The sequence below is a fragment of the Pseudomonas sp. Pseusp11 genome (assembly GCF_047304405.1).
Classification (GTDB): domain Bacteria; phylum Pseudomonadota; class Gammaproteobacteria; order Pseudomonadales; family Pseudomonadaceae; genus Aquipseudomonas.
The window spans coordinates 1-17,257 of sequence record NZ_JBGLZF010000075.1 but is presented as its reverse complement, the minus strand read 5'-3'; the positions used below and the strand labels follow the sequence as shown (position 1 = coordinate 17,257).

The window sequence follows — 17,257 nt, the reverse complement described above, 5'->3', positions numbered from 1 at the left end:
GCGGTAGTTCAGTCGGTTAGAATACCGGCCTGTCACGCCGGGGGTCGCGGGTTCGAGTCCCGTCCGCTGCGCCATATCTGCCTCAAGGCTCACTGAACGCCTTGGAGCTACGAAGAAGGCCGTTGGCAATCTTCGAGTCGATAGCAAAGACCCTGGTCGAAAGACCGGGGTTTTTTGTGTCTGCGATTTGGCTTTTTCTTCTTTCGCGCCTTCCCGCTTCTACCTTTTTGCACGCCCGATGCACAAAGGACTTGGTTCACGGTATCGACATTAATTAGAATCACTCTCATTTAAGATAACTCCTGGCGCAGGGCTTCTTGAGATGAGTGATGCAGCGATGCCGAAGGAGCAAACCCTCCACGACCTGTACCGCGATCACCGTGGCTGGCTTGAAGGCTGGTTGAGGCGGCGCATGGGCAACGCGTGTGATGCGGCGGACCTCAGTCAAGATACGTTCCTGCGCTTGCTCGCCAGCTCTCAACGGATTGCCGACCTGCAGGAGCCCCGTGCCTATCTGCTGACTGTGGGCAAACGACTGCTGAGCAACTTCTATCAGCGTCGTAGCCTTGAGCAGGCCTATTTGAATGCCCTGGCCTCGCTGCCTGAAGGCAGTGTGCCGTCACCCGAGCAGCGCTGGCTGCTGCTGGAAACCCTGCAAGCCCTGGACGAATTGCTCGACGGACTGCCGACGGCGGTGCGGCGGGCGTTTCTCTGGAGTCAGCTGGAAGGCTTGAGCTACCAGCAAATTGCCGACCGCCTGCGGGTGTCGGAGCGCACGATCAAACGCTACATGGCGCAAGCCTACGAGCATTGCCTGTTGGTGGAGCTGTGAGCAGTCCGTCGCCTTCGGTGGAGGCCCGCCAGATAGCGCGCGCCGCCGCGCAGTGGCTCGCCTTGCTGGAGTCCGGCAGCGCGAATGAGCAGGATCACGCTGGCCTGCAGCGGTGGCGCGACAGTTGTACCAGTCACGAACAGGCCTGGCAGAAAGCTCAAGCCCTACGTCAGCGTTTTGCCGATCTGCCTTCAGCGTTGGCGCTGCAAAGTCTGGATCGCCCTGAGCCAGCTCGACGGGTGGTGCTCAAGCGCGCATTGGGTGCAGTGGTGTTGGTGCCTGCGGCGTGGCTGATCAGCCGGCAATTACCGTTGGAGGTCTGGCAGGCCGACTTGCATACGTCCACCGGGGAGCGCAAACAGGTGCAGCTCGCCGATGGCGGTTTCTTGCAACTCAACACTGCCAGCGCCGTCGATGTGGATGTGCAGGGGCGACGCTTGACGTTGGTAGAGGGCGAAATATCGCTGAAGGTGCCAGGCGTCTCACCGTTGACGATCCAGACCCGATTCGGGCATGTCATTGTCAGTCAAAGTGAGGTCTGTGTGCGGCAGGAGGCACTCGGATGCCGCGTGTCGGTGTACAACGGTTCTGTGCAATTGCAGCCGTTGCAGGGGCCGGCATTGGTATTGCGCGGTGGTTTGCAGGTTGACCTTCGAGCAGCCGGTGCCGGGTCGATAGCCGCATTTGATGTGCTCGCGCCGGGCTGGCGCGAAGGCGTGCTGATGGCCAAAAACCGGCCGCTGGGGGATTTCCTGCGTGAGCTCAGCACCTATCGACCGGGTGTCCTGCGCTGGGAGCCTGCGCTCGAGGCGCTGCGCGTCACCGGCAGTTTCCGTCTGGACGACACCGATCGCGTGCTGGCGCTGCTCGCGGCCAGTCTGCCGCTGGAGGTGCATTCGCGTACGCGTTACTGGGTGATGTTGCTGCCGCGCAAAAATAGTGTGTGAAGCCTGTCCCTTTTTTCTGACTCGCTTGTCATTCAAGGCAACTGAGCGAATCAAGAGAACTTCTTCAATGCCCGCAGTAATGCCTTGCTGTCCGCGTCCGGCTTCTTCCGGCCTGCGTCCGTTGTTGCACCTGAGCCTGTTGCTGAGCCTGAGTGCCAGTCCGTTGTTTATCACTTCCAGTTGGGCCGAAGATGCTACTCGGCGCAGTTATCAGGTGCCTGCCGGGAGCCTGAGCGATGCGCTGACCCGGTTTGCCGGCCTGGCTGGGGTCAATCTGTCGGTCGACCCGGCGCTGGTGAGCGGTCGCAGCAGTGCGGGTCTTTCCGGCGAATACGCGGTCGAGGAGGGCTTTACCCGACTGTTGCAGGGTTCCGGCCTGCAGCTGCAGCCGTTGAGCGAACAAGCGTACATCCTGACCCCGACGCCAGAAGGCAGCAGCCTGCAATTGGCCCCCACCTCGATTCTCGGTGCCACTGAATCGGCGGGCGGCGATCCGTATGCCGGCGGCCAGGTCGCACGCCGCGGTTCTCAAGGTTTGCTGGGCTCGAAAGACTTTATGGAAACGCCGTTCAGCATGACCACGTACACCAGTGAAGTGGTCAAAAACCAGCAGGCTCGTACCTTGGGTGACCTGATCGCCAACGATCCTTCGGTTCGTGCCACCAACCCGGCGGGTGGGCGTTATGAGCAATTCACCATTCGCGGGCTCAGCCTGTTCAATAGTGATGTCGCCTACAACGGTCTCTACGGCGTCCTGCCGACCTATACGATCGACATGGAGATGGCCGACCGCGTCGACATCCTCAAAGGCCCGAGCCAGCTTATCAACGGAATTTCGCCGCGGGGCAGCGTCGGTGGCGGGATCAACGTGGTGCCCAAGCGCGCCACCGACAAACCCATCACTTCGTTTACCGGTAGCTACGCTTCCGACAACCAGGTCGGCGGCGCCGTGGATGTTGGCCGGCGCTTTGGTGAAGACAACAAGTTCGGTATTCGTTTTAACGGCGTGAAGCAGTCCGGCGACACCGAATGGGATCATCAGAGTGTCGACCGCGAGATGGCCGTGCTGGGCCTGGATTTTCGTGGTGAGCGCCTGCGACTTTCGACGGATATCGGGCGCACCGAGCGCGATACCGACGCGCCACAGGAACGCGTGCAGGTTGGCGCCAACGCGCAGGTTCCGCATGCCAGCGATGTCCGTCACAACTATGCGCAGCCCTGGAGCAAAGCGAGTACCAACGACACTTTCGGCGCGGTGAACGGTGAATTCGATGTCAGCGATTCCGTCATGCTGTACGGCGGTGTGGGCGCGCGTAAAAGCAACCATGACTTTCTTCGTCATGCCGTTGCAGTCACCAATAACGCAGGTGATTTCAGCGTTCAGCCGCGTGATTTCACCCGTGACGAAAATGTCCGGACGGCCACGGCAGGGGTGCGCAATTGGTTTCATACCGGTCCGGTGAGCCATGAAGTCAACCTGGCTGCCAGCTATTTCTACATGGACTTCGAAAATGGCGGTGCCCGTTATGCTGCGGCCCGCAGCAATCTCTACGATCCTGTCGAAACACCAACACCTGTCAGACCCACGCGCCTGGATTCGAAGGTCTACACCGAGAACCGCTTCAGCGGCGTGGCGTTGTCTGACACGCTGGGTTTCTTCGATGATCGGCTACTGCTGACCCTCGGCGCTCGCTGGCAGCGCGTGAAGGTTGATGACTGGACGGATAACGTCAAAGGCGACACGGCCTACGACGAGGAAAAGGTTTCGCCGTCGGGTGGCATCCTGTTCAAGGCGACCGACAAATTGTCGCTGTATGCCAACTACATGGAGGGCTTGAGCCAAGGCAAGATCGCGCCGTCGACTTCGGCGAATGAAGACGAGATATTTCCGCCGTTCATCAGTCGGCAGGTCGAGGTCGGCGCCAAGTATGACGCGGGTGCGTTCGCCGTGACCGCCGCGGTGTTCCGGATCAAGCAGCCGGCCTATGAAACCAACGCCACGACGCGAGTCTTCGGCCCGAACGGCAAGCGTCAAAACGACGGTGTGGAACTGAGTGTGTTCGGTGAGCCGCTCAAAGGTTTTCGCCTGCTCGGCGGTGTCATGTACATCGACAGCGAGTTGACCAATACCACCAATGGCACCTTTGACGGCAACCGGGCGCCTGCGACGCCGAAATACAACGTCAACCTGGGCGCCGAGTGGGACGTGCCGACCGTACAGGGCCTGACCCTGACCAGCCGCGGTATCTATTCCAGTTCGCAGTATCTGGATCAGTCCAACAACAAGGAAATCGACGCCTGGGAGCGTTTCGACGTGGGTGCACGCTACGGGTTCAAGATCGACGAAAAGAACATCACTCTGCGTGCCAATGTCGAGAACGTGGCGGACAAGCGCTACTGGAGTTCGGCTGGGGCCTCGGATGACAGCGAGCCGGGCTTGACGCTCTCGACCCCGCGAACCTACCTCGTTTCGGCGACGGTCGACTTCTGAATCAACGACGGGACTAAGACTTCCCTGGCGGATACAAAAAAGGGGCCGCGTTCAGCGGCCCCTTTTTCACCTCTATCGGTCAGTATCCGAGCTTGTCCCGTAATCCGTAATACCAGGCGCCCAACGCCGCGAACGGCGTACGCAGCAATTGCCCACCGGGGAACGGGTAGTGGGGGAGGTCGGCGAAGGCGTCGAAGCGTTCAGCCTGACCACGCAATGCTTCGGCCAGTACCTTGCCCGCCAGGTGCGTATACGTCACGCCGTGGCCACTGCAACCCTGGGAGTAGTAGATGTTGTCGCCCAGTCGCCCGACCTGAGGAAGACGCGACAGGGTCAGCAGGAAATTGCCGGTCCAGGCGTAATCGATCTTCACGTCCTTGAGTTGCGGGAAGGCCTTGAGCATCTTCGGTCGAATGATCGCCTCGATGTTCGCCGGATCCCGCGCGCCATACACCACGCCGCCACCAAATATCAGACGCTTGTCAGCGCTCAGGCGGTAGTAGTCGAGTAGGTAGTTACAGTCTTCGACGCAGTAGTCCTGAGGCAGCAGGCGCTTGGCCAATTCATCGCCCAAGGGTTCGGTGGTGATCACTTGAGTCCCGCAGGGCATCGACTTGGCCGCCAGCTCCGGCACCAGATTACCGATGTACGCGTTGCCGGCGACGATGATGAACCTGGCCCTGACCTTGCCCTGAGGCGTATGCACCACCGGGTTGGCACCGCGCTCGATGCGCACTGCCGGCGATTGCTCGTAAATAGTGCCGCCCAACGACTCCACGGCTGCTGCTTCGCCCAAGGCAAGATTGAGTGGATGAATATGCCCGCCACTCATATCGAGCATGCCGCCGACATATTGATCGCAAGCCACTACCTCGCGGATGCGACGCTGATCCAACAGCTCAAGCTGCGTGTGACCGAAACGCTCCCACAGGCGCTTCTGAGACTCCAGGTGGCCCATCTGCTTGTCGGTAATGGCGGCGAACACACCGCCATCCTTCAGGTCGCACTGGATATTATATTTGGCCACTCGCTCACGAATGATCCGCCCACCTTCGAACGCCATCTGCCCTAGCAACTGAGCTTGCTTGGGGCCGACGCTGCGCTCAATCACATCGATATCACGGCTGTAGCTGTTAACGATCTGGCCACCGTTGCGTCCCGACGCACCGAAGCCGACCTTGGCGGCTTCCAGCACCGTAACCTTGAAACCGTTTTCCAGCAGGAACAGGGCAGAGGACAGGCCGGTGTAACCGGCGCCGATTACACAGACATCAGTCTCTACATCATCCTGCAGGGCCGGGCGCGCTGGTGCCGCATTGGCCGACGCGGCGTAATAGGACTCTGGGTAGGGAGTGTTCGCCATCCTGCAGCCTCTGTTTAATATATTTTACGAGTGCATTGATCCTACCCGAGTTAAAAATCGACCGCCAGCCACCGGAAAATCTTCTTTGCCGCAGAGAAATTAAATATTTTGCATATTCATAGGGTTAGGTGAAAAAAAGGTGTTGACACCCCTCCGGAATTCCGTAGAATGCCGCCTCACAGCAGGCACGTAGCTCAGTTGGTTAGAGCACCACCTTGACATGGTGGGGGTCGTTGGTTCGAGTCCAATCGCGCCTACCAAACAAAATCCGCTCTGCTGGGCGGTCTGGAAGGGCCCACCGAAAGGTGGGCCCTTTTTTGTTGTCCTCGATTTACCTGGCTTTTGCAAAATCCTCAAAAACGCCAACTCGGCGCCTTACTTCCAGTAAACACTGTTGCTGAACTAATACCGCCATAGCCGTCTACATTCTTCAGGGGACATCCCCTTTCGGAGAGAACGGATATGTTTAGATCTCGCTCGTTGATCGCCGCTATGACGTGTCTTGCCTTGGTGTCCGGTTCAGTGACTGCATTGGCCGACCCGGGAAACGGGAAAGGCCAGGGAGGAGGCAAGGGAAATCCACAATACAACCAGGACCATGGCAACTCCGGCCATGGAAACAAAGGGAAAGGTTCAGGGGGGGACGATTGGAGTCACGGCCCGAGCATCAACCACGGTAGCGTCCTTGGCATCGTGGGTGGTTATCGCGACTACTGGAGCCCCGGTCCCGCCTTGCCACCCGGTATTCAGAAAAACCTTGCGCGCGGTAAACCTCTGCCGCCGGGGATCGCCAAAAAGCTCGATGGCCGTCTGCTCGGCCAGCTTCCCCACTACGATGGCTATGAGTGGCAGCAGGCTGGCACTGACTTGATTTTGGTGGCCATCGCTACCGGGATCATCTACGAGGTGCTCAATGGCGCATTCGATTGATGTGAGGGCGATAAATTTCAATCGCGCCCTTGCCGCATAACGACCAGCAACATCGCGGGAAGCAGTGTGCCGGTTCGATCACTGCACATTGCTTGCCCGCTGGTCGCCGGCCTTTGAACTGTGTGGGGGGGAGACGGTCAATTATTCCGTGCAATATCAACCTCCACGGAACCTCACCATGCTATTAAAAAACAAGAGTTTTGTTGCCGTCATGTCCTGCGTGATGATGCTTGCAGCCGCCCCGTTATTGCCCGCTGAACTGTCCATCATGAGCTCCGCCTACGCGAAGGATGGTGGCAATGGAGGTGGCGGCGGCGGTGGTAACGGTGGTGGCAATGGCGGCGGTAACGGCGGTGGTCATGGTGGCAACGGCGGTTCCGGCCATTCCGGCGGCGTCAGTAGCAATGGCCGTGGCGCAGGCTTGAGTAGCGACCATGTCGGCCTTGGTGCAGGCTTGAGTGGCACCCATGTCGGCCGTGGCGCAGGCTTGAGTGGCGCCCACGTCGGCCGTGGTGCAGGCTTGAGTAGCGCCCATGTCGGCCGTGGCGCAGGCTTGAGTAGCGCCCATGTCGGCCGTGGCGCAGGCTTGAGCAGCGATCACGCCGGCAAAGCCGTTCGAGATCATGGCGTCAATGGCAACCACTTTGGTAGCGAACGTAACAGTGACCGTGGCCATGGCGCAGTCACTTCGGGCATTGCGCATTCCAGGGACACGCGAGGAATTGCCAAGGCCTCTGCCATTTCGGCCACTACGCCTGGTGATCACAACACGAAAGGGTTGAGCAGCGCTCGCACTTCGATTTCAAAACGACTGGATTAAGTCCAGAACTCTCAAAGACCGGGTATCCATCAGGAACCCGGTTTTTTTTCGCCTGCAATTTGCCCGATGGCGAGGTGCGGGAGATCAGCCCAGCTACATGCGTGAGCAAATCCCACGCGATGGACTACTACTGTAAGGCTGATTCAACTTTGTCCTGATGGGAGTATGTCGATGCTGGCTCACTGGTTTCTGGCGGCGGTTCACCTCTTGGCCTTTGGTCTGGGTTTTTGGGCTGTACTGACCCGCGGTACGGCGTTACGTCGTCTGAGTGCCGGGGCAGGGGACGCTCGCCGTGTTTTGATTGCAGATAATCTGTGGGGGATCTCTGCAGTCACTCTGCTGATCACGGGTGGGCTACGAGCCTTTGGCGGGTACGAAAAAGGCACTGATTACTATCTTCACCAACCCCTGTTTCATCTCAAGATGACGCTCTTGGTGTTCATCCTGTTGCTTGAGATTGCACCGATGGTGACGCTGATCAAATGGCGGATTGCGCTGGGGCGCGGCGCGGCTATCGATACCGGGCGCGCAACGCTGTTTGCCCGTATCAGTCATATCGAGGCGCTGTTGCTGGTGCTGATGGTCGTGGCGGCTACGGGCATGGCGCGTGGTGTGACGTTTGGCTAACCGGGCAGGGGAGCGCTCTTTCTCGCTGCAAATCCGAAACGTCTGACAGTCATGGCAGGAGCCAGGGCAGTAGTATCGGCTCCGTGTTGCGATGGCATCGCAAAGAGAGACGGAGCGCAGAACGATGCGGCACTTGAATCTTAGCCAGCCGTTACTCGAGGCAGAATGGGCTGGCTACTGACTGCAGCAGGATTCAGGGCGTTTGCGGCTTGTCCGGGGCGGTCAGGCCAGCCTGGATGCGTTGATAAATTTCTTCGCGATGCACCGCAACGTCTTTCGGGGCGTTGATGCCAATCCTGACTTGCTGGCCGCTAACGCCCAGAATGGTGATCGTAATGTCATCACCGATGTTTATGCTTTCACCGACTTTGCGGGTGAGTATCAGCATGGTTTTCTCCTTGATTGCTTTGTAGGGCACCTGGTTCGGACAGTGCAGAGGTCGGTATTAGATATAGATTAGTGCGAAGTTTCACGGTTTGGGTGCCTCTTTCTGACGCGCAGATGCTGCATTAATTCCCAAGGTGTAACTATACAGAGGCCGCCACCATCATTCTCGTTGTTTTGAGCCCATTTTGCGGCACTCGGGATGGATCCATGGATGTTAAAATCGCCGCTTTAAGCATTCGGAGGAAAGCGTTGTGCGCAAAATGGTCTTGGTAATCGCGGTACTGACGCTGGCCGGATGCGGTGAGGATAAAGGGGTTGACGCTCAAAAGCCGCAACCGGCAGTCGCCTCCGTCCCCGCGGCGGCAACGGGCCCGCAGTGGGACGTCGAAGTGCGTGGCGAGACACCCCAGGCGGTCAGTGACCTGAGTGGTTGGTTGATTGAGCACAGCTTCGTTCCCAACGTCGTGAAGGAAAATGGAAAGGTTCGTATTCTGGTCGGGCCGTTCGGTTCGCAAGCCGAGGCGCAGGCCAGGCAAGCTGAAATAACGGCGGCGCTGACCCGGGCGAAAAAGATGAACATCGAATCGCTGATCGTCGAACACCCGACGGCTCAGTAACCGTCCTTTTCGCAACGCGCAGACCCGCATGCCGGGTGATGTGCCAGGGAAGCGATCTGCGAGGTCGTTTCCCTGGTGATGCGTCGGCATAAACGTCACATCAAGTTATTTTGCGGCAATCCCAGCAGGCCGGTCAGGGTGTTGATGATCGCCTGTTGCCGGGCACGGTCTGTCTGGTGCACGGCCTCCGCGGCGGCAACATCAGCATCGCAGTGGGGGCACGTCACTTCGTGTGCATGGATGTACTGCAAGCAGCCACGACACAGCGCCAGTTGCGGTGGAATACGTCCTTCGTCTGGCGATTTCTGGCCCTGATTCGCCCAGGCCAGTTTGATCACCTGGCCGCTGTCGCTGACGCTGTTCACCTTCTCGCCGGTATCGATGCGCTCGGTAATCAGATCAAAACGTCCGACGGCGAAGGAGGTTTTTGCCGCGTCCTCGAGTTTGACGATGCGCTCGCGTAGCCCGCGTTTTTGCAGGTCCAGCGCGCGGTAATGGCAGTAGGGATTATTGCCGGGTTTGCCGAGCAGGGAATGCGAGGTCCAGGTGCAGCCGCCACGGCAGACGTCGTTGTAATAGCAGCTTCGGCAGTAGCCCCACAGGTCGTCGACCCCCCGCAGGCGACCAAAGTGCATGCCTTCGCTGTAGTGCCAGATATCGTGCAAGCTCATGTTGCGTACGTTGCCGCCCGAAAACCCCACCGTTGCCAATGACGGGCAACCCTTTACCGTGCCGTCGGCTTCCAGCGCCAGCACGGTCTGGCCGGCGGCGCAGCCACTCCAGTGCACGCGCTCGTCGCCGAAACCACGCCACATGTGCTCGTAAGGGCCGTAGTAACCAATATTGTTGCCCACGTTCATCAGCAGGCCGCGATCGACCCCTTCACGGTAGAGGCGCGCCAGTAACGGCATCACTTCCAGCAGTTGATAGGGCTGCAACAGCAGCTCCGGGTGATCGACGGCATTGCCCATGGCGACCGTCAGCTGGATCTGCCAGTGAGTGGCGCCGAGGTCGATGATCAGGTCCATCAGCTCGGGCAGGTCGGGCAACGTGGCCGCACCGATTTGTGTGTTGACGCTCACCGCAAGCCCGGACTGTTTGGCGCGTCGCAGGGTGTCCACCGCCTTGTCGAACGAGCCCGGAACATTGCGCACTGCGTCATGCAATGGGGCCAGTCCATCCAGTGACACACCGACGCCATTAAGCCCGGCATCCACCGCTGCCTGCATTTTCGCGGGCGTCAGGTTGCGGCCACCGGTTTGTATGGCGCAATACATGCCGTGATCGTGGATGGCCTGGATCAGCTGGGTCCAGTCTTTGCGCAAATACGCTTCGCCGCCGATCAGGGTGATCTCGCGGGTGCCGAGTGCTGCCAGGGAATCGATGACGTCCAGGCATTCCCGGGTGTTCAGTTCATCGGGGCGTCGATGGCCGGCGCGTGAACCGCAATGCAGGCATTTGAGATCGCAGGCCAGAGTGATTTCCCAGACCACATGCACCGGCACGTAGCGTTTGAGGTCGGTTTCACTGAGGTAGCGGGCAGGGCGACTGTCTGACATGGGAAATCCTTGCGCACCAACGCGTGCGCGGCACGAATCCATCGAAGTGTTCGCGCCTTCCTTGAGCCAATGGCGCGACCGGATTTACCTTTTGTTGTAGGTCAATAGCGCGGACCCTGTAGGTGCGGGCTTGCCCGCTCCCACAGGGGTTTACGCTTAACTGACTGGGGTTAGCGGGCCTCCAGGCGGGCGATTTCAGCGTTCAGCTGCTCCAGAGCGCTGCGCAGGGCACCGCTGTTGGCCAATTGCTGTTCACCCTGGCTCACCACGGACTTCAGTTGCGCCAGGTCACCGCTGGTTTGCGCTTGCTGTACCGCGACGGCATAGAGCGGCACCGCATGGTGCGGATGCTCTGGGCGCTCAATCACGGGGGCCTGGCTGACGGCGGCGTGTTTCACGTAATGCCAGATACCCTGGTCCTGGTACTTGTAGTCGACATAACCGCTCGCCCAATCGGCGCCTAAAATGCCTTTCAAGCCGAAAGTCTGGGCGATCTGGCTGAGAGGGCCGCTCGGGCTGCCCGCCAAGGTGAGGATGATGTGGTTTTCGGCCGTCGGCACCAGTTTGGCCTCGGAGTATTCACCCCATACACGGGCACGGAAGTTGAGAGGCGGATAGGTGCTTTGGAAAATGCTGGCAACCCCGCTGACTTTTTTCTTTACGGTATCTACCAGCAGATCCAGGGTTAAAACCGGTGAGCCCAGTAGATGATTGCTGACATTCAGGCGGGTATGAAAGAGTCCGATTGACATGGTGCTACTCCCTTATTTGTATTCTGGACAACTCGGGCATGTTTCGTGAGCGGGTCAGCGGCGTTCCTGCCGGCTGATTTCGCCCTTGGCCGTTTCAAGCGCGCTCTGCAGTTGGGGTTGCTGATCCAGTTGTTGTTGGGCCAGGCGCGCCAGGTTTTTCATCTGGGCCAGGTCACCGCTGGCAATGGCACTTTGAATCGGCGCCGCGTACAGCGGCATGATCGGTGGATACGGCAGAATGACCGGGCCGGGCTCCAAAGGCACTGATTTATAAGCGTTGGAGGGTACAGACTCGACAAGATGAGCGGGGGCAGTGACCTGGACCCACCGTTCGCCATTGAAGTACTCGTAATTGGCGACGCCTTCTCTCCAGTCGCTACCGACCACCAGATGCAACTTGAAATTCACGACGGAGTTCGAGCCTGGGCCGCCGTTATTGCCTTGAGCGGTGATCAGGATCTTGCTGACGCCAGGACTCATGACCGTCAGGTAGGTGTATTCGCCCCAGACATCGGAGTGCACATCCAGCGGCGGGTTGGTGGCCTGAGTGATCGTGGAAGTACCGCTTACCGTTTGGTCAGGGGTAAATACCAGAAGATTGAGTGCCAGACTTTGTGCGCCCGGTGCCGAAGTACCAATTCGGTAGCAGAGTGGGAACAAGCCGACAGGTTGCTGATTAGAACCAGACATAATTATTGCCTCCATTGCAATAAGGGGAGCGGAAATAGCTATTAGTGCTTTTCCAGGCGTGCGACTTCCTTCACCAACTGCTCGTAAGCGGTTTTTAGCTCTTTATTTTCTGGCGTGGATGCATCGCGTTGTTTCAACAGCGTCTTCATTTGCGGCAGGTCGCCTGCCTTGATCGCGCCTTGGATGGCCACCCCATAGGGGGGCATGCTATGGCGAGTTGAACTGCTCATAACGACTCCTTCCGTGGTATTTGCGGGCACTGCTGTCATCAGCAGTTTTTGCAGTTAAGCAGGCGCCGATAAATATGCAATGGACTGCACCGGAGTAATGTTTAATATTATTTTATTAATAGCGGCGCGTTTGGATATGAGGTGTTTGATATTAAGAATGGCGATAGATTAACGCGCTTTCTCATAATTCATTATTGTTGTTATCGCCATTGATAATGAGTGATGGATTCAAACAGCACTGACCTTGCGCCCAAACCGTTCCCGATAAATCGAAGGCGGCACGCCGACCACGCTGCGAAATGCCACGCGGAAACTCTCCACCGAGCGATAGCCGCAGTGCTGGGCAATCTGGTCGGTGTTTTGATTCGTACTCTCCAACAGCTCACGGGCTCGGGCCAGGCGTTCATGCTGCAGCCACGCTTTGGGCGGCATACCGCTGGCTTCGGTGAACCGCCGCAGGAACGTGCGCTCACTCATGGCCGCCTCGCTGGCGAGGTCGCGAACCTCCAACGGTTCGTGCAGCCGTTCCCGTGCCCACTGCATGACCCGCGACAGATCGCTGCGCGGCGTCGGGCTGACCGGTGACGGAATGAACTGCGCCTGGCCGCCGGTGCGTTGTGGCGACATCACCAACCGCCGGGCCACCGAGTTGGCCACCTGCGTGCCGAAATCCCGCGCGACCAGATGCAGGCAAGCATCGATGCCGGCGGCGCTGCCGGCCGAAGTGATCAACTGACCTGAATCGACATACAGCACGTCCGGATCCACCAGAATGTTCGGGAAGCGCTCGGCCAGTTCAGCGGTGTAGCGCCAATGGGTGGTGGCGCCGTGACCGTCCAGCAAACCGGTGGCCGCCAGTACGAATACCCCGGAACAGATCGACAGCAACCGCGCGCCTCGGGCATGAGCCTGACGCAGGGCTGCGAGCAAGGGCTCCGGCACCGGCGCGCTGCGGTCGCGCCAGCCGGGGATGATGATGGTTCGGGCGCGCTCAAGCAGTTCCATCCCGCCGTCGGCCAGCATCTGAATGCCGCCCATGGCGCGCATCGGCCCTTGGTCGACGGCGACGATGCGGTGCTCGTACCAAGGGAAATCGAACTCTGGCCGCGCCAGGCCGAAGATCTCCACGGCAATGCCGAATTCGAAGGTACAGAGGCCGTCGTAGGCCAGAATCGCGACTAAACCTGGGGTGGGCTGCATTTGGCGGAAAATTCCCGGTGAGTGTCTTGTGCGCCACTGTAGCGGCAAGGCCGGAGCAGATAAAGTTTTCTCACACCCACTGAGACTTTGGAGTACAGCCCATGCCTAGCCTGGTTCGCGAGATTCCCGCAGCCCCGTCCGCCATCGCCCTGATGCACTTCAGCAATCGGCTGACCTTCGAAACCGATTGTTCCGACGTCTACAGCAGCCAAGAGGCCGGCGAGGTGGATTTTGTTCTGGTGGACGTGCGCGGACCGTTGGCGTTCGAACGCGGACATGTGCCAAGCGCGATCAACATCCCGAGTCGATTGATTACAGCTGATGGCTTGGCGGCCTATCCGAAGTCCACGCTGTTTGTGGTCTATTGCGCCGGACCTCACTGCAACGGCGCCAACAAGGCCGCGGTGAAACTGGCGGCGCTGGGTTACCCGGTCAAGGAGATGATCGGCGGGGTGACCGGGTGGCTGGATGAAGGGTTTGAGTTGAGTGTTGCGGTGCAACCCGCCGTTGCGTTGACCATTAGGTGTGAATGCTGACTAACTGTGGCGAGGGAGCTTGCTCCCGTTGGGGCGCGAAGCGGCCCCGAGAACTGCCAACCATGCCCCCTGAATAAACCGTGTTCTCAGTGTTTACGACTGCTTCGCAGCCGAGCGGGACGGTGCGGCGATCCGACAAGCTCCCTCGCCACAGATTCAGCGATTAGCTGATGAAGCGCTCCACCATCCATCCAGCGTCGCCTGCAGCCAGTCAAACACTGCTGCATAAGCGGCGCCGTCCTGTGGTTCCCGTGGCAGCGGCGATTCCTCGCCAAAGTGCTCATTGAGGATCGCCACCGATTCAGCATTCCATTCCGGGTGGAACTGCAACCCCACCCGCGTCGGGCCAACGCGATACATCTGCTGCTCACAAACCTGGCTGCTGGCCAGCAACTGCGCAGAGGGCGGTAGATCGATCGCGTCTTCGTGCCATTCCAGCACCTTCAGCGTCTGCCCATCGGCAAAGGTCACGGTAGTCCAACCGGTTTCTGTGCGAGGCATCCGCCGCACATCGCCGCCCAGGCTCAGCGCCAGCAATTGCGCCCCCAGGCAAATCGCGAACACCGCCGCGCCCTGATCCAGGCTGCCCGCCAGCCACTGACGCTCTGTTTCCAGCCATGCCGGCCCGGCACCGGATTCATACGGCCCGCCCAACAGAATCAGCGGTGCCGCGCTCACCGGCGGCAACTGACCGAGGTCGGCGCGAAACACGTTCAGGGTAATGCCTCGGGACCGGGCCCATTCGGCAATGGCGCCGGGGCCTTCGGCAGGATGGTGCTGGATCAGATTCAGCGCGGGCATCACGTTTCTCTTGTGGGGGCGGTTGGCGGGTCAATGTGAGGCAAAAAATGGTTCATCGCCAGTGCGACGCTTCGATCGGATCAGTACCCGAAAACGTGTAGGTTTTGTCTGAAGTAAAGGATTGTCCTACAGTCCTTGCACCACCTCGGAGCACACTTCAAGTGCCTCGAATCCCTCGGCTTCTTTTTTATAAGTATTTGTCGCCTAAACACAATTTGCCCTCCTGTAGCCGCTCTAGACTGCCGGCCACTTCGGTCTTCACTAACCGAAAGTTGCCAATCGAAAGCTGCCAATAAAAGCCTCCGCACACAGGAGTTATAAATGAAGAAGCGAGTGATGTTCGGTGCCCTGGCACTGTCGATGTTGTCCCTGACCGCCGTGGCCGAAGACGCCAAACCGATTCGCCTCGGGATCGAAGCCGGTTACCCGCCATTTTCGATGAAAACCCCTGACGGCAAGCTCACCGGTTTCGACGTGGACATCGGTGACGCGCTGTGTGAACAGATGAAAGTGAAGTGCACTTGGGTCGAGCAAGAGTTCGATGGCCTGATCCCGGCCCTGAAGGTCAAGAAAATCGACGCGATCCTGTCGTCCATGACCATCACCGACGACCGCAAGAAGAACGTCGATTTCACCATCAAGTACTACCACACCCCGGCGCGCTTCGTGATGAAGGAAGGCACCAACGTCAAGGATCCACTGACCGAGCTCAAGGGCAAGAAAGTGGGTGTACTGCGCGCCAGTACCCACGACCGCTTCGCCACCGAAGTGCTGGTGCCGGCCGGCATCGACCTGGTGCGTTATGGTTCCCAGCAGGAAGCCAACCTGGACATGGTTGCCGGTCGCCTTGACGCGATGCTGGCCGACTCGGTCAACCTGGACGACGGTTTCCTGAAAACCGACGCCGGTAAAGGCTTCGCGTTTGTCGGCCCGACCTACGAAGACGCCAAGTACTTCGGCGGCGGTGCCGGCATTGCCGTGCGCAAGGGCGATAAAGAGCTGGCAGACAAATTCAACACCGCCATCACTGAAATTCGCGCCAACGGCAAGTACAAGCAAGTGCAGGACAAGTACTTCAACTTCGATGTTTACGGCCATTAATACGCCGTAGAAAAAAAGTGGCTACCGTTGATGCGGTGGCCATTTTTTATTGCCCTGCAAAACACATTTCCTACAGAAACCCGGCAATTGTGAGCCCACAAAAGCCCCGCGATCCCGAGCCTACAGGAGTCCCCATGCAACGCATCGATCATTCACTGCCCTGGAGCCATCTGGGGACTGAACGCACGCTCAGCGTGTTTCGTTATGGCGCGGGTACTCGCAAGGTTTACATCCAGGCCAGCCTGCACGCGGACGAACTGCCGGGCATGCGCACCGCCTGGGAACTGAAGAAGCGTCTGGCCGAGCTCGAAACCCAGGGGCAACTTCAGGGCATCATCGAACTGGTGCCGGTGGCCAACCCCATCGGCCTCGATCAGCACCTGCAAGGCAGCCACATGGGTCGCTTCGAATTGGGTAGCGGCAAGAACTTCAACCGCTCGTTCGTTGAACTCAGCGCACCGGTGGCTGAGTTGATCGGCGATCAATTGGGGGGTGACGCCCAGGCCAACATCGTACTGATTCGCCAGACCATGGGGCAGGTGCTCGATGGATTGCCGGCACCGCTTTCGCAATTGGAAGCCATGCACCGCTTGCTGCTGCGCCACGCCTGCGAGGCCGACATCACCCTCGACTTGCATTGCGATTTCGACGCGGCGATTCACCTGTATGCCTTGCCGCAGCATTGGCCGCAATGGCGCTCCCTGGCGGCTCGCTTGAAGGCCGGGGTGGCGTTGTTGTGTGAGGATTCCGGCGGCAGCTCTTTCGATGAGTCGTGCTCTACGCCGTGGTTGCGCCTGGCGCGGGCCTTTCCCGAGGCAGCGATCCCGCCGGCCAACCTGGCGACCACGCTGGAGCTGGGCAGCATGGGCGATACCCGGGTCGATCAGGCCCAGGCCAATTGCGAGGCGATCATGGGGTTCCTCGCCGAACAGGGTTTCATCACCGGCACCTGGCCGGCTGCGCCAAGCGAATGCTGTGAGGGCCTGCCGTTCGAAGGCACCGAGTACCTGTTTGCACCGCATCACGGGGTGGTCAGTTTCCTGCGCAATTCAGGTGAATGGGTGGAGCGAGGCGACGCGTTGTTTGAAGTAGTCGATCCGTTGAGCGACCGGGCCACCACCGTGTGTGCCGGAACCAGCGGCGTGCTGTTTGCCATCGATCGCGGACGCTACACGCAACCGGGCACCTGGCAGGCGAAAGTCGCCGGACGTGAGCCGATCCGGGTCGGGAAACTGGTCAACGACTGACTAAAGGTCGGACCCGATCCAAATGTAGGAGCTGCGGGGGGGGCGGGCCAAGTTGTTTTTTTGTGTTTAAATAAAAAGAAAAGAATAAGGCCAGAGGGAGCGGGGGGCAGGGGGAGGGGGGGGGGGG

General features: G+C 59.3%; 18 protein-coding genes and 1 tRNA gene. 11 read left to right on the top strand and 8 right to left on the bottom strand.

What is annotated here, in order from left to right:
* Positions 1-322: 322 nt before the first annotated feature.
* The 3 genes from ACCC96_RS29560 (at position 323) to ACCC96_RS29550 (ending at position 4,270) form a co-directional block, all read left to right on the top strand.
* Entirely contained in the window at positions 323-832 is a 510-nt protein-coding gene (locus ACCC96_RS29560) for a sigma-70 family RNA polymerase sigma factor (RefSeq protein WP_026345831.1), read from the top strand.
* Positions 829-1,779, top strand: a complete 951-nt coding sequence (locus tag ACCC96_RS29555) for a FecR domain-containing protein (RefSeq protein WP_413697667.1) — start codon at positions 829-831, stop codon at positions 1,777-1,779. Before ACCC96_RS29560 ends, ACCC96_RS29555 begins: the two co-directional genes overlap by 4 nt.
* Before the next feature lie 67 nt (positions 1,780-1,846).
* A complete protein-coding gene (locus ACCC96_RS29550) occupies positions 1,847-4,270 on the top strand; it encodes a TonB-dependent siderophore receptor (RefSeq protein WP_413697666.1) in 2,424 nt (807 codons plus the stop codon).
* 79 nt (positions 4,271-4,349) lie between these two features.
* Here the strand turns inward: ACCC96_RS29550 and ACCC96_RS29545 are convergent, their stop codons facing one another.
* Entirely contained in the window at positions 4,350-5,633 is a 1,284-nt protein-coding gene (locus tag ACCC96_RS29545; RefSeq protein ID WP_413697665.1) for an NAD(P)/FAD-dependent oxidoreductase, read from the bottom strand.
* 183 nt (positions 5,634-5,816) lie between these two features.
* Between ACCC96_RS29545 and ACCC96_RS29540 the strand changes: the two genes are divergently transcribed.
* The 4 genes from ACCC96_RS29540 (at position 5,817) to ACCC96_RS29525 (ending at position 8,010) form a co-directional block, all read left to right on the top strand.
* Positions 5,817-5,893: transfer RNA gene (locus tag ACCC96_RS29540), tRNA-Val, on the top strand.
* Positions 5,894-6,095: 202 nt separating this feature from the next.
* A complete protein-coding gene (locus ACCC96_RS29535; protein ID WP_007935023.1) occupies positions 6,096-6,563 on the top strand; it encodes an anti-virulence regulator CigR family protein in 468 nt (155 codons plus the stop codon).
* A gap of 178 nt (positions 6,564-6,741) precedes the next feature.
* On the top strand, positions 6,742-7,383 hold the full coding sequence (locus tag ACCC96_RS29530) for a hypothetical protein (RefSeq protein WP_413697664.1): 642 nt from the start codon (positions 6,742-6,744) through the stop codon (positions 7,381-7,383).
* A 171-nt stretch (positions 7,384-7,554) separates the two neighbouring features.
* Positions 7,555-8,010: a DUF2214 family protein gene (locus ACCC96_RS29525; RefSeq protein WP_018928082.1), complete on the top strand. Its 456-nt coding sequence runs from the start codon at positions 7,555-7,557 to the stop codon at positions 8,008-8,010.
* A gap of 193 nt (positions 8,011-8,203) precedes the next feature.
* Here ACCC96_RS29525 and csrA read toward each other — a convergent pair whose 3' ends face one another.
* Positions 8,204-8,398, bottom strand: coding sequence for a carbon storage regulator CsrA (csrA, locus tag ACCC96_RS29520; protein WP_007938114.1), 195 nt, complete (start codon positions 8,396-8,398; stop codon positions 8,204-8,206).
* A gap of 250 nt (positions 8,399-8,648) precedes the next feature.
* On the opposite strand from csrA, the gene ACCC96_RS29515 reads away from it, so the two are divergent.
* Positions 8,649-9,014 carry an SPOR domain-containing protein gene (locus ACCC96_RS29515; RefSeq protein WP_413697663.1) on the top strand — a complete coding sequence of 122 codons (366 nt, stop codon included), beginning with the start codon at positions 8,649-8,651 and terminating at the stop codon, positions 9,012-9,014.
* Positions 9,015-9,109: 95 nt separating this feature from the next.
* Here ACCC96_RS29515 and ACCC96_RS29510 read toward each other — a convergent pair whose 3' ends face one another.
* The 5 genes from ACCC96_RS29510 to ftrA form a co-directional block, all read right to left on the bottom strand.
* Positions 9,110-10,573, bottom strand: a complete 1,464-nt coding sequence (locus ACCC96_RS29510; protein ID WP_019582134.1) for a GDL motif peptide-associated radical SAM/SPASM maturase — start codon at positions 10,571-10,573, stop codon at positions 9,110-9,112.
* A 170-nt stretch (positions 10,574-10,743) separates the two neighbouring features.
* Positions 10,744-11,325, bottom strand: a complete 582-nt coding sequence (locus ACCC96_RS29505) for a DUF1842 domain-containing protein (RefSeq protein ID WP_413697662.1) — start codon at positions 11,323-11,325, stop codon at positions 10,744-10,746.
* A gap of 54 nt (positions 11,326-11,379) precedes the next feature.
* Complete coding sequence (locus ACCC96_RS29500) at positions 11,380-12,015, bottom strand: DUF1842 domain-containing protein (RefSeq protein ID WP_413697661.1); 636 nt, start codon at positions 12,013-12,015, stop codon at positions 11,380-11,382.
* Between the two features lie 41 nt (positions 12,016-12,056).
* Positions 12,057-12,245, bottom strand: coding sequence for a DUF1843 domain-containing protein (locus tag ACCC96_RS29495; RefSeq protein ID WP_413697660.1), 189 nt, complete (start codon positions 12,243-12,245; stop codon positions 12,057-12,059).
* A gap of 228 nt (positions 12,246-12,473) precedes the next feature.
* Positions 12,474-13,445, bottom strand: a complete 972-nt coding sequence (gene ftrA, locus ACCC96_RS29490) for a transcriptional regulator FtrA (protein ID WP_413697659.1) — start codon at positions 13,443-13,445, stop codon at positions 12,474-12,476.
* A 101-nt stretch (positions 13,446-13,546) separates the two neighbouring features.
* Between ftrA and ACCC96_RS29485 the strand changes: the two genes are divergently transcribed.
* Positions 13,547-13,981 (top strand): rhodanese-like domain-containing protein, encoded by a 435-nt coding sequence (locus ACCC96_RS29485; protein WP_413697658.1) that lies wholly within the window; start codon positions 13,547-13,549, stop codon positions 13,979-13,981.
* Positions 13,982-14,137: 156 nt separating this feature from the next.
* On the opposite strand, the gene ACCC96_RS29480 is transcribed toward ACCC96_RS29485, so the two are convergent.
* Positions 14,138-14,782, bottom strand: a complete 645-nt coding sequence (locus tag ACCC96_RS29480; RefSeq protein ID WP_413697657.1) for a type 1 glutamine amidotransferase — start codon at positions 14,780-14,782, stop codon at positions 14,138-14,140.
* Between the two features lie 321 nt (positions 14,783-15,103).
* On the opposite strand from ACCC96_RS29480, the gene ACCC96_RS29475 reads away from it, so the two are divergent.
* Together ACCC96_RS29475 and ACCC96_RS29470 are read left to right on the top strand one after the other, a co-directional pair.
* The gene (locus ACCC96_RS29475) at positions 15,104-15,883 is read left to right on the top strand and encodes an ABC transporter substrate-binding protein (protein WP_018928073.1); all 780 of its coding nucleotides are present in this window, start codon (positions 15,104-15,106) and stop codon (positions 15,881-15,883) included.
* Between the two features lie 134 nt (positions 15,884-16,017).
* Positions 16,018-17,130, top strand: a complete 1,113-nt coding sequence (locus ACCC96_RS29470) for a succinylglutamate desuccinylase/aspartoacylase family protein (protein WP_413697656.1) — start codon at positions 16,018-16,020, stop codon at positions 17,128-17,130.
* The last annotated feature ends 127 nt before the right edge of the window (positions 17,131-17,257 follow it).

What these genes read in the sequence shown, in the direction of transcription:
- ACCC96_RS29560 (WP_026345831.1), top strand. Translation starts at nt 323, where the DNA reads ATGAGTGATGCAGCGATGCCGAAGGAGCAAACCCTCCACGACCTGTAC.
- ACCC96_RS29550 (WP_413697666.1), top strand. Translation starts at nt 1,847, where the DNA reads ATGCCCGCAGTAATGCCTTGCTGTCCGCGTCCGGCTTCTTCCGGCCTG.
- ACCC96_RS29545 (WP_413697665.1), bottom strand. Translation starts at nt 5,633, where the DNA reads ATGGCGAACACTCCCTACCCAGAGTCCTATTACGCCGCGTCGGCCAAT.
- ACCC96_RS29535 (WP_007935023.1), top strand. Translation starts at nt 6,096, where the DNA reads ATGTTTAGATCTCGCTCGTTGATCGCCGCTATGACGTGTCTTGCCTTG.
- ACCC96_RS29530 (WP_413697664.1), top strand. Translation starts at nt 6,742, where the DNA reads ATGCTATTAAAAAACAAGAGTTTTGTTGCCGTCATGTCCTGCGTGATG.
- ACCC96_RS29525 (WP_018928082.1), top strand. Translation starts at nt 7,555, where the DNA reads ATGCTGGCTCACTGGTTTCTGGCGGCGGTTCACCTCTTGGCCTTTGGT.
- csrA (WP_007938114.1), bottom strand. Translation starts at nt 8,398, where the DNA reads ATGCTGATACTCACCCGCAAAGTCGGTGAAAGCATAAACATCGGTGAT.
- ACCC96_RS29510 (WP_019582134.1), bottom strand. Translation starts at nt 10,573, where the DNA reads ATGTCAGACAGTCGCCCTGCCCGCTACCTCAGTGAAACCGACCTCAAA.
- ACCC96_RS29505 (WP_413697662.1), bottom strand. Translation starts at nt 11,325, where the DNA reads ATGTCAATCGGACTCTTTCATACCCGCCTGAATGTCAGCAATCATCTA.
- ACCC96_RS29500 (WP_413697661.1), bottom strand. Translation starts at nt 12,015, where the DNA reads ATGTCTGGTTCTAATCAGCAACCTGTCGGCTTGTTCCCACTCTGCTAC.
- ACCC96_RS29495 (WP_413697660.1), bottom strand. Translation starts at nt 12,245, where the DNA reads ATGAGCAGTTCAACTCGCCATAGCATGCCCCCCTATGGGGTGGCCATC.
- ftrA (WP_413697659.1), bottom strand. Translation starts at nt 13,445, where the DNA reads ATGCAGCCCACCCCAGGTTTAGTCGCGATTCTGGCCTACGACGGCCTC.
- ACCC96_RS29485 (WP_413697658.1), top strand. Translation starts at nt 13,547, where the DNA reads ATGCCTAGCCTGGTTCGCGAGATTCCCGCAGCCCCGTCCGCCATCGCC.
- ACCC96_RS29480 (WP_413697657.1), bottom strand. Translation starts at nt 14,782, where the DNA reads ATGCCCGCGCTGAATCTGATCCAGCACCATCCTGCCGAAGGCCCCGGC.
- ACCC96_RS29475 (WP_018928073.1), top strand. Translation starts at nt 15,104, where the DNA reads ATGAAGAAGCGAGTGATGTTCGGTGCCCTGGCACTGTCGATGTTGTCC.
- ACCC96_RS29470 (WP_413697656.1), top strand. Translation starts at nt 16,018, where the DNA reads ATGCAACGCATCGATCATTCACTGCCCTGGAGCCATCTGGGGACTGAA.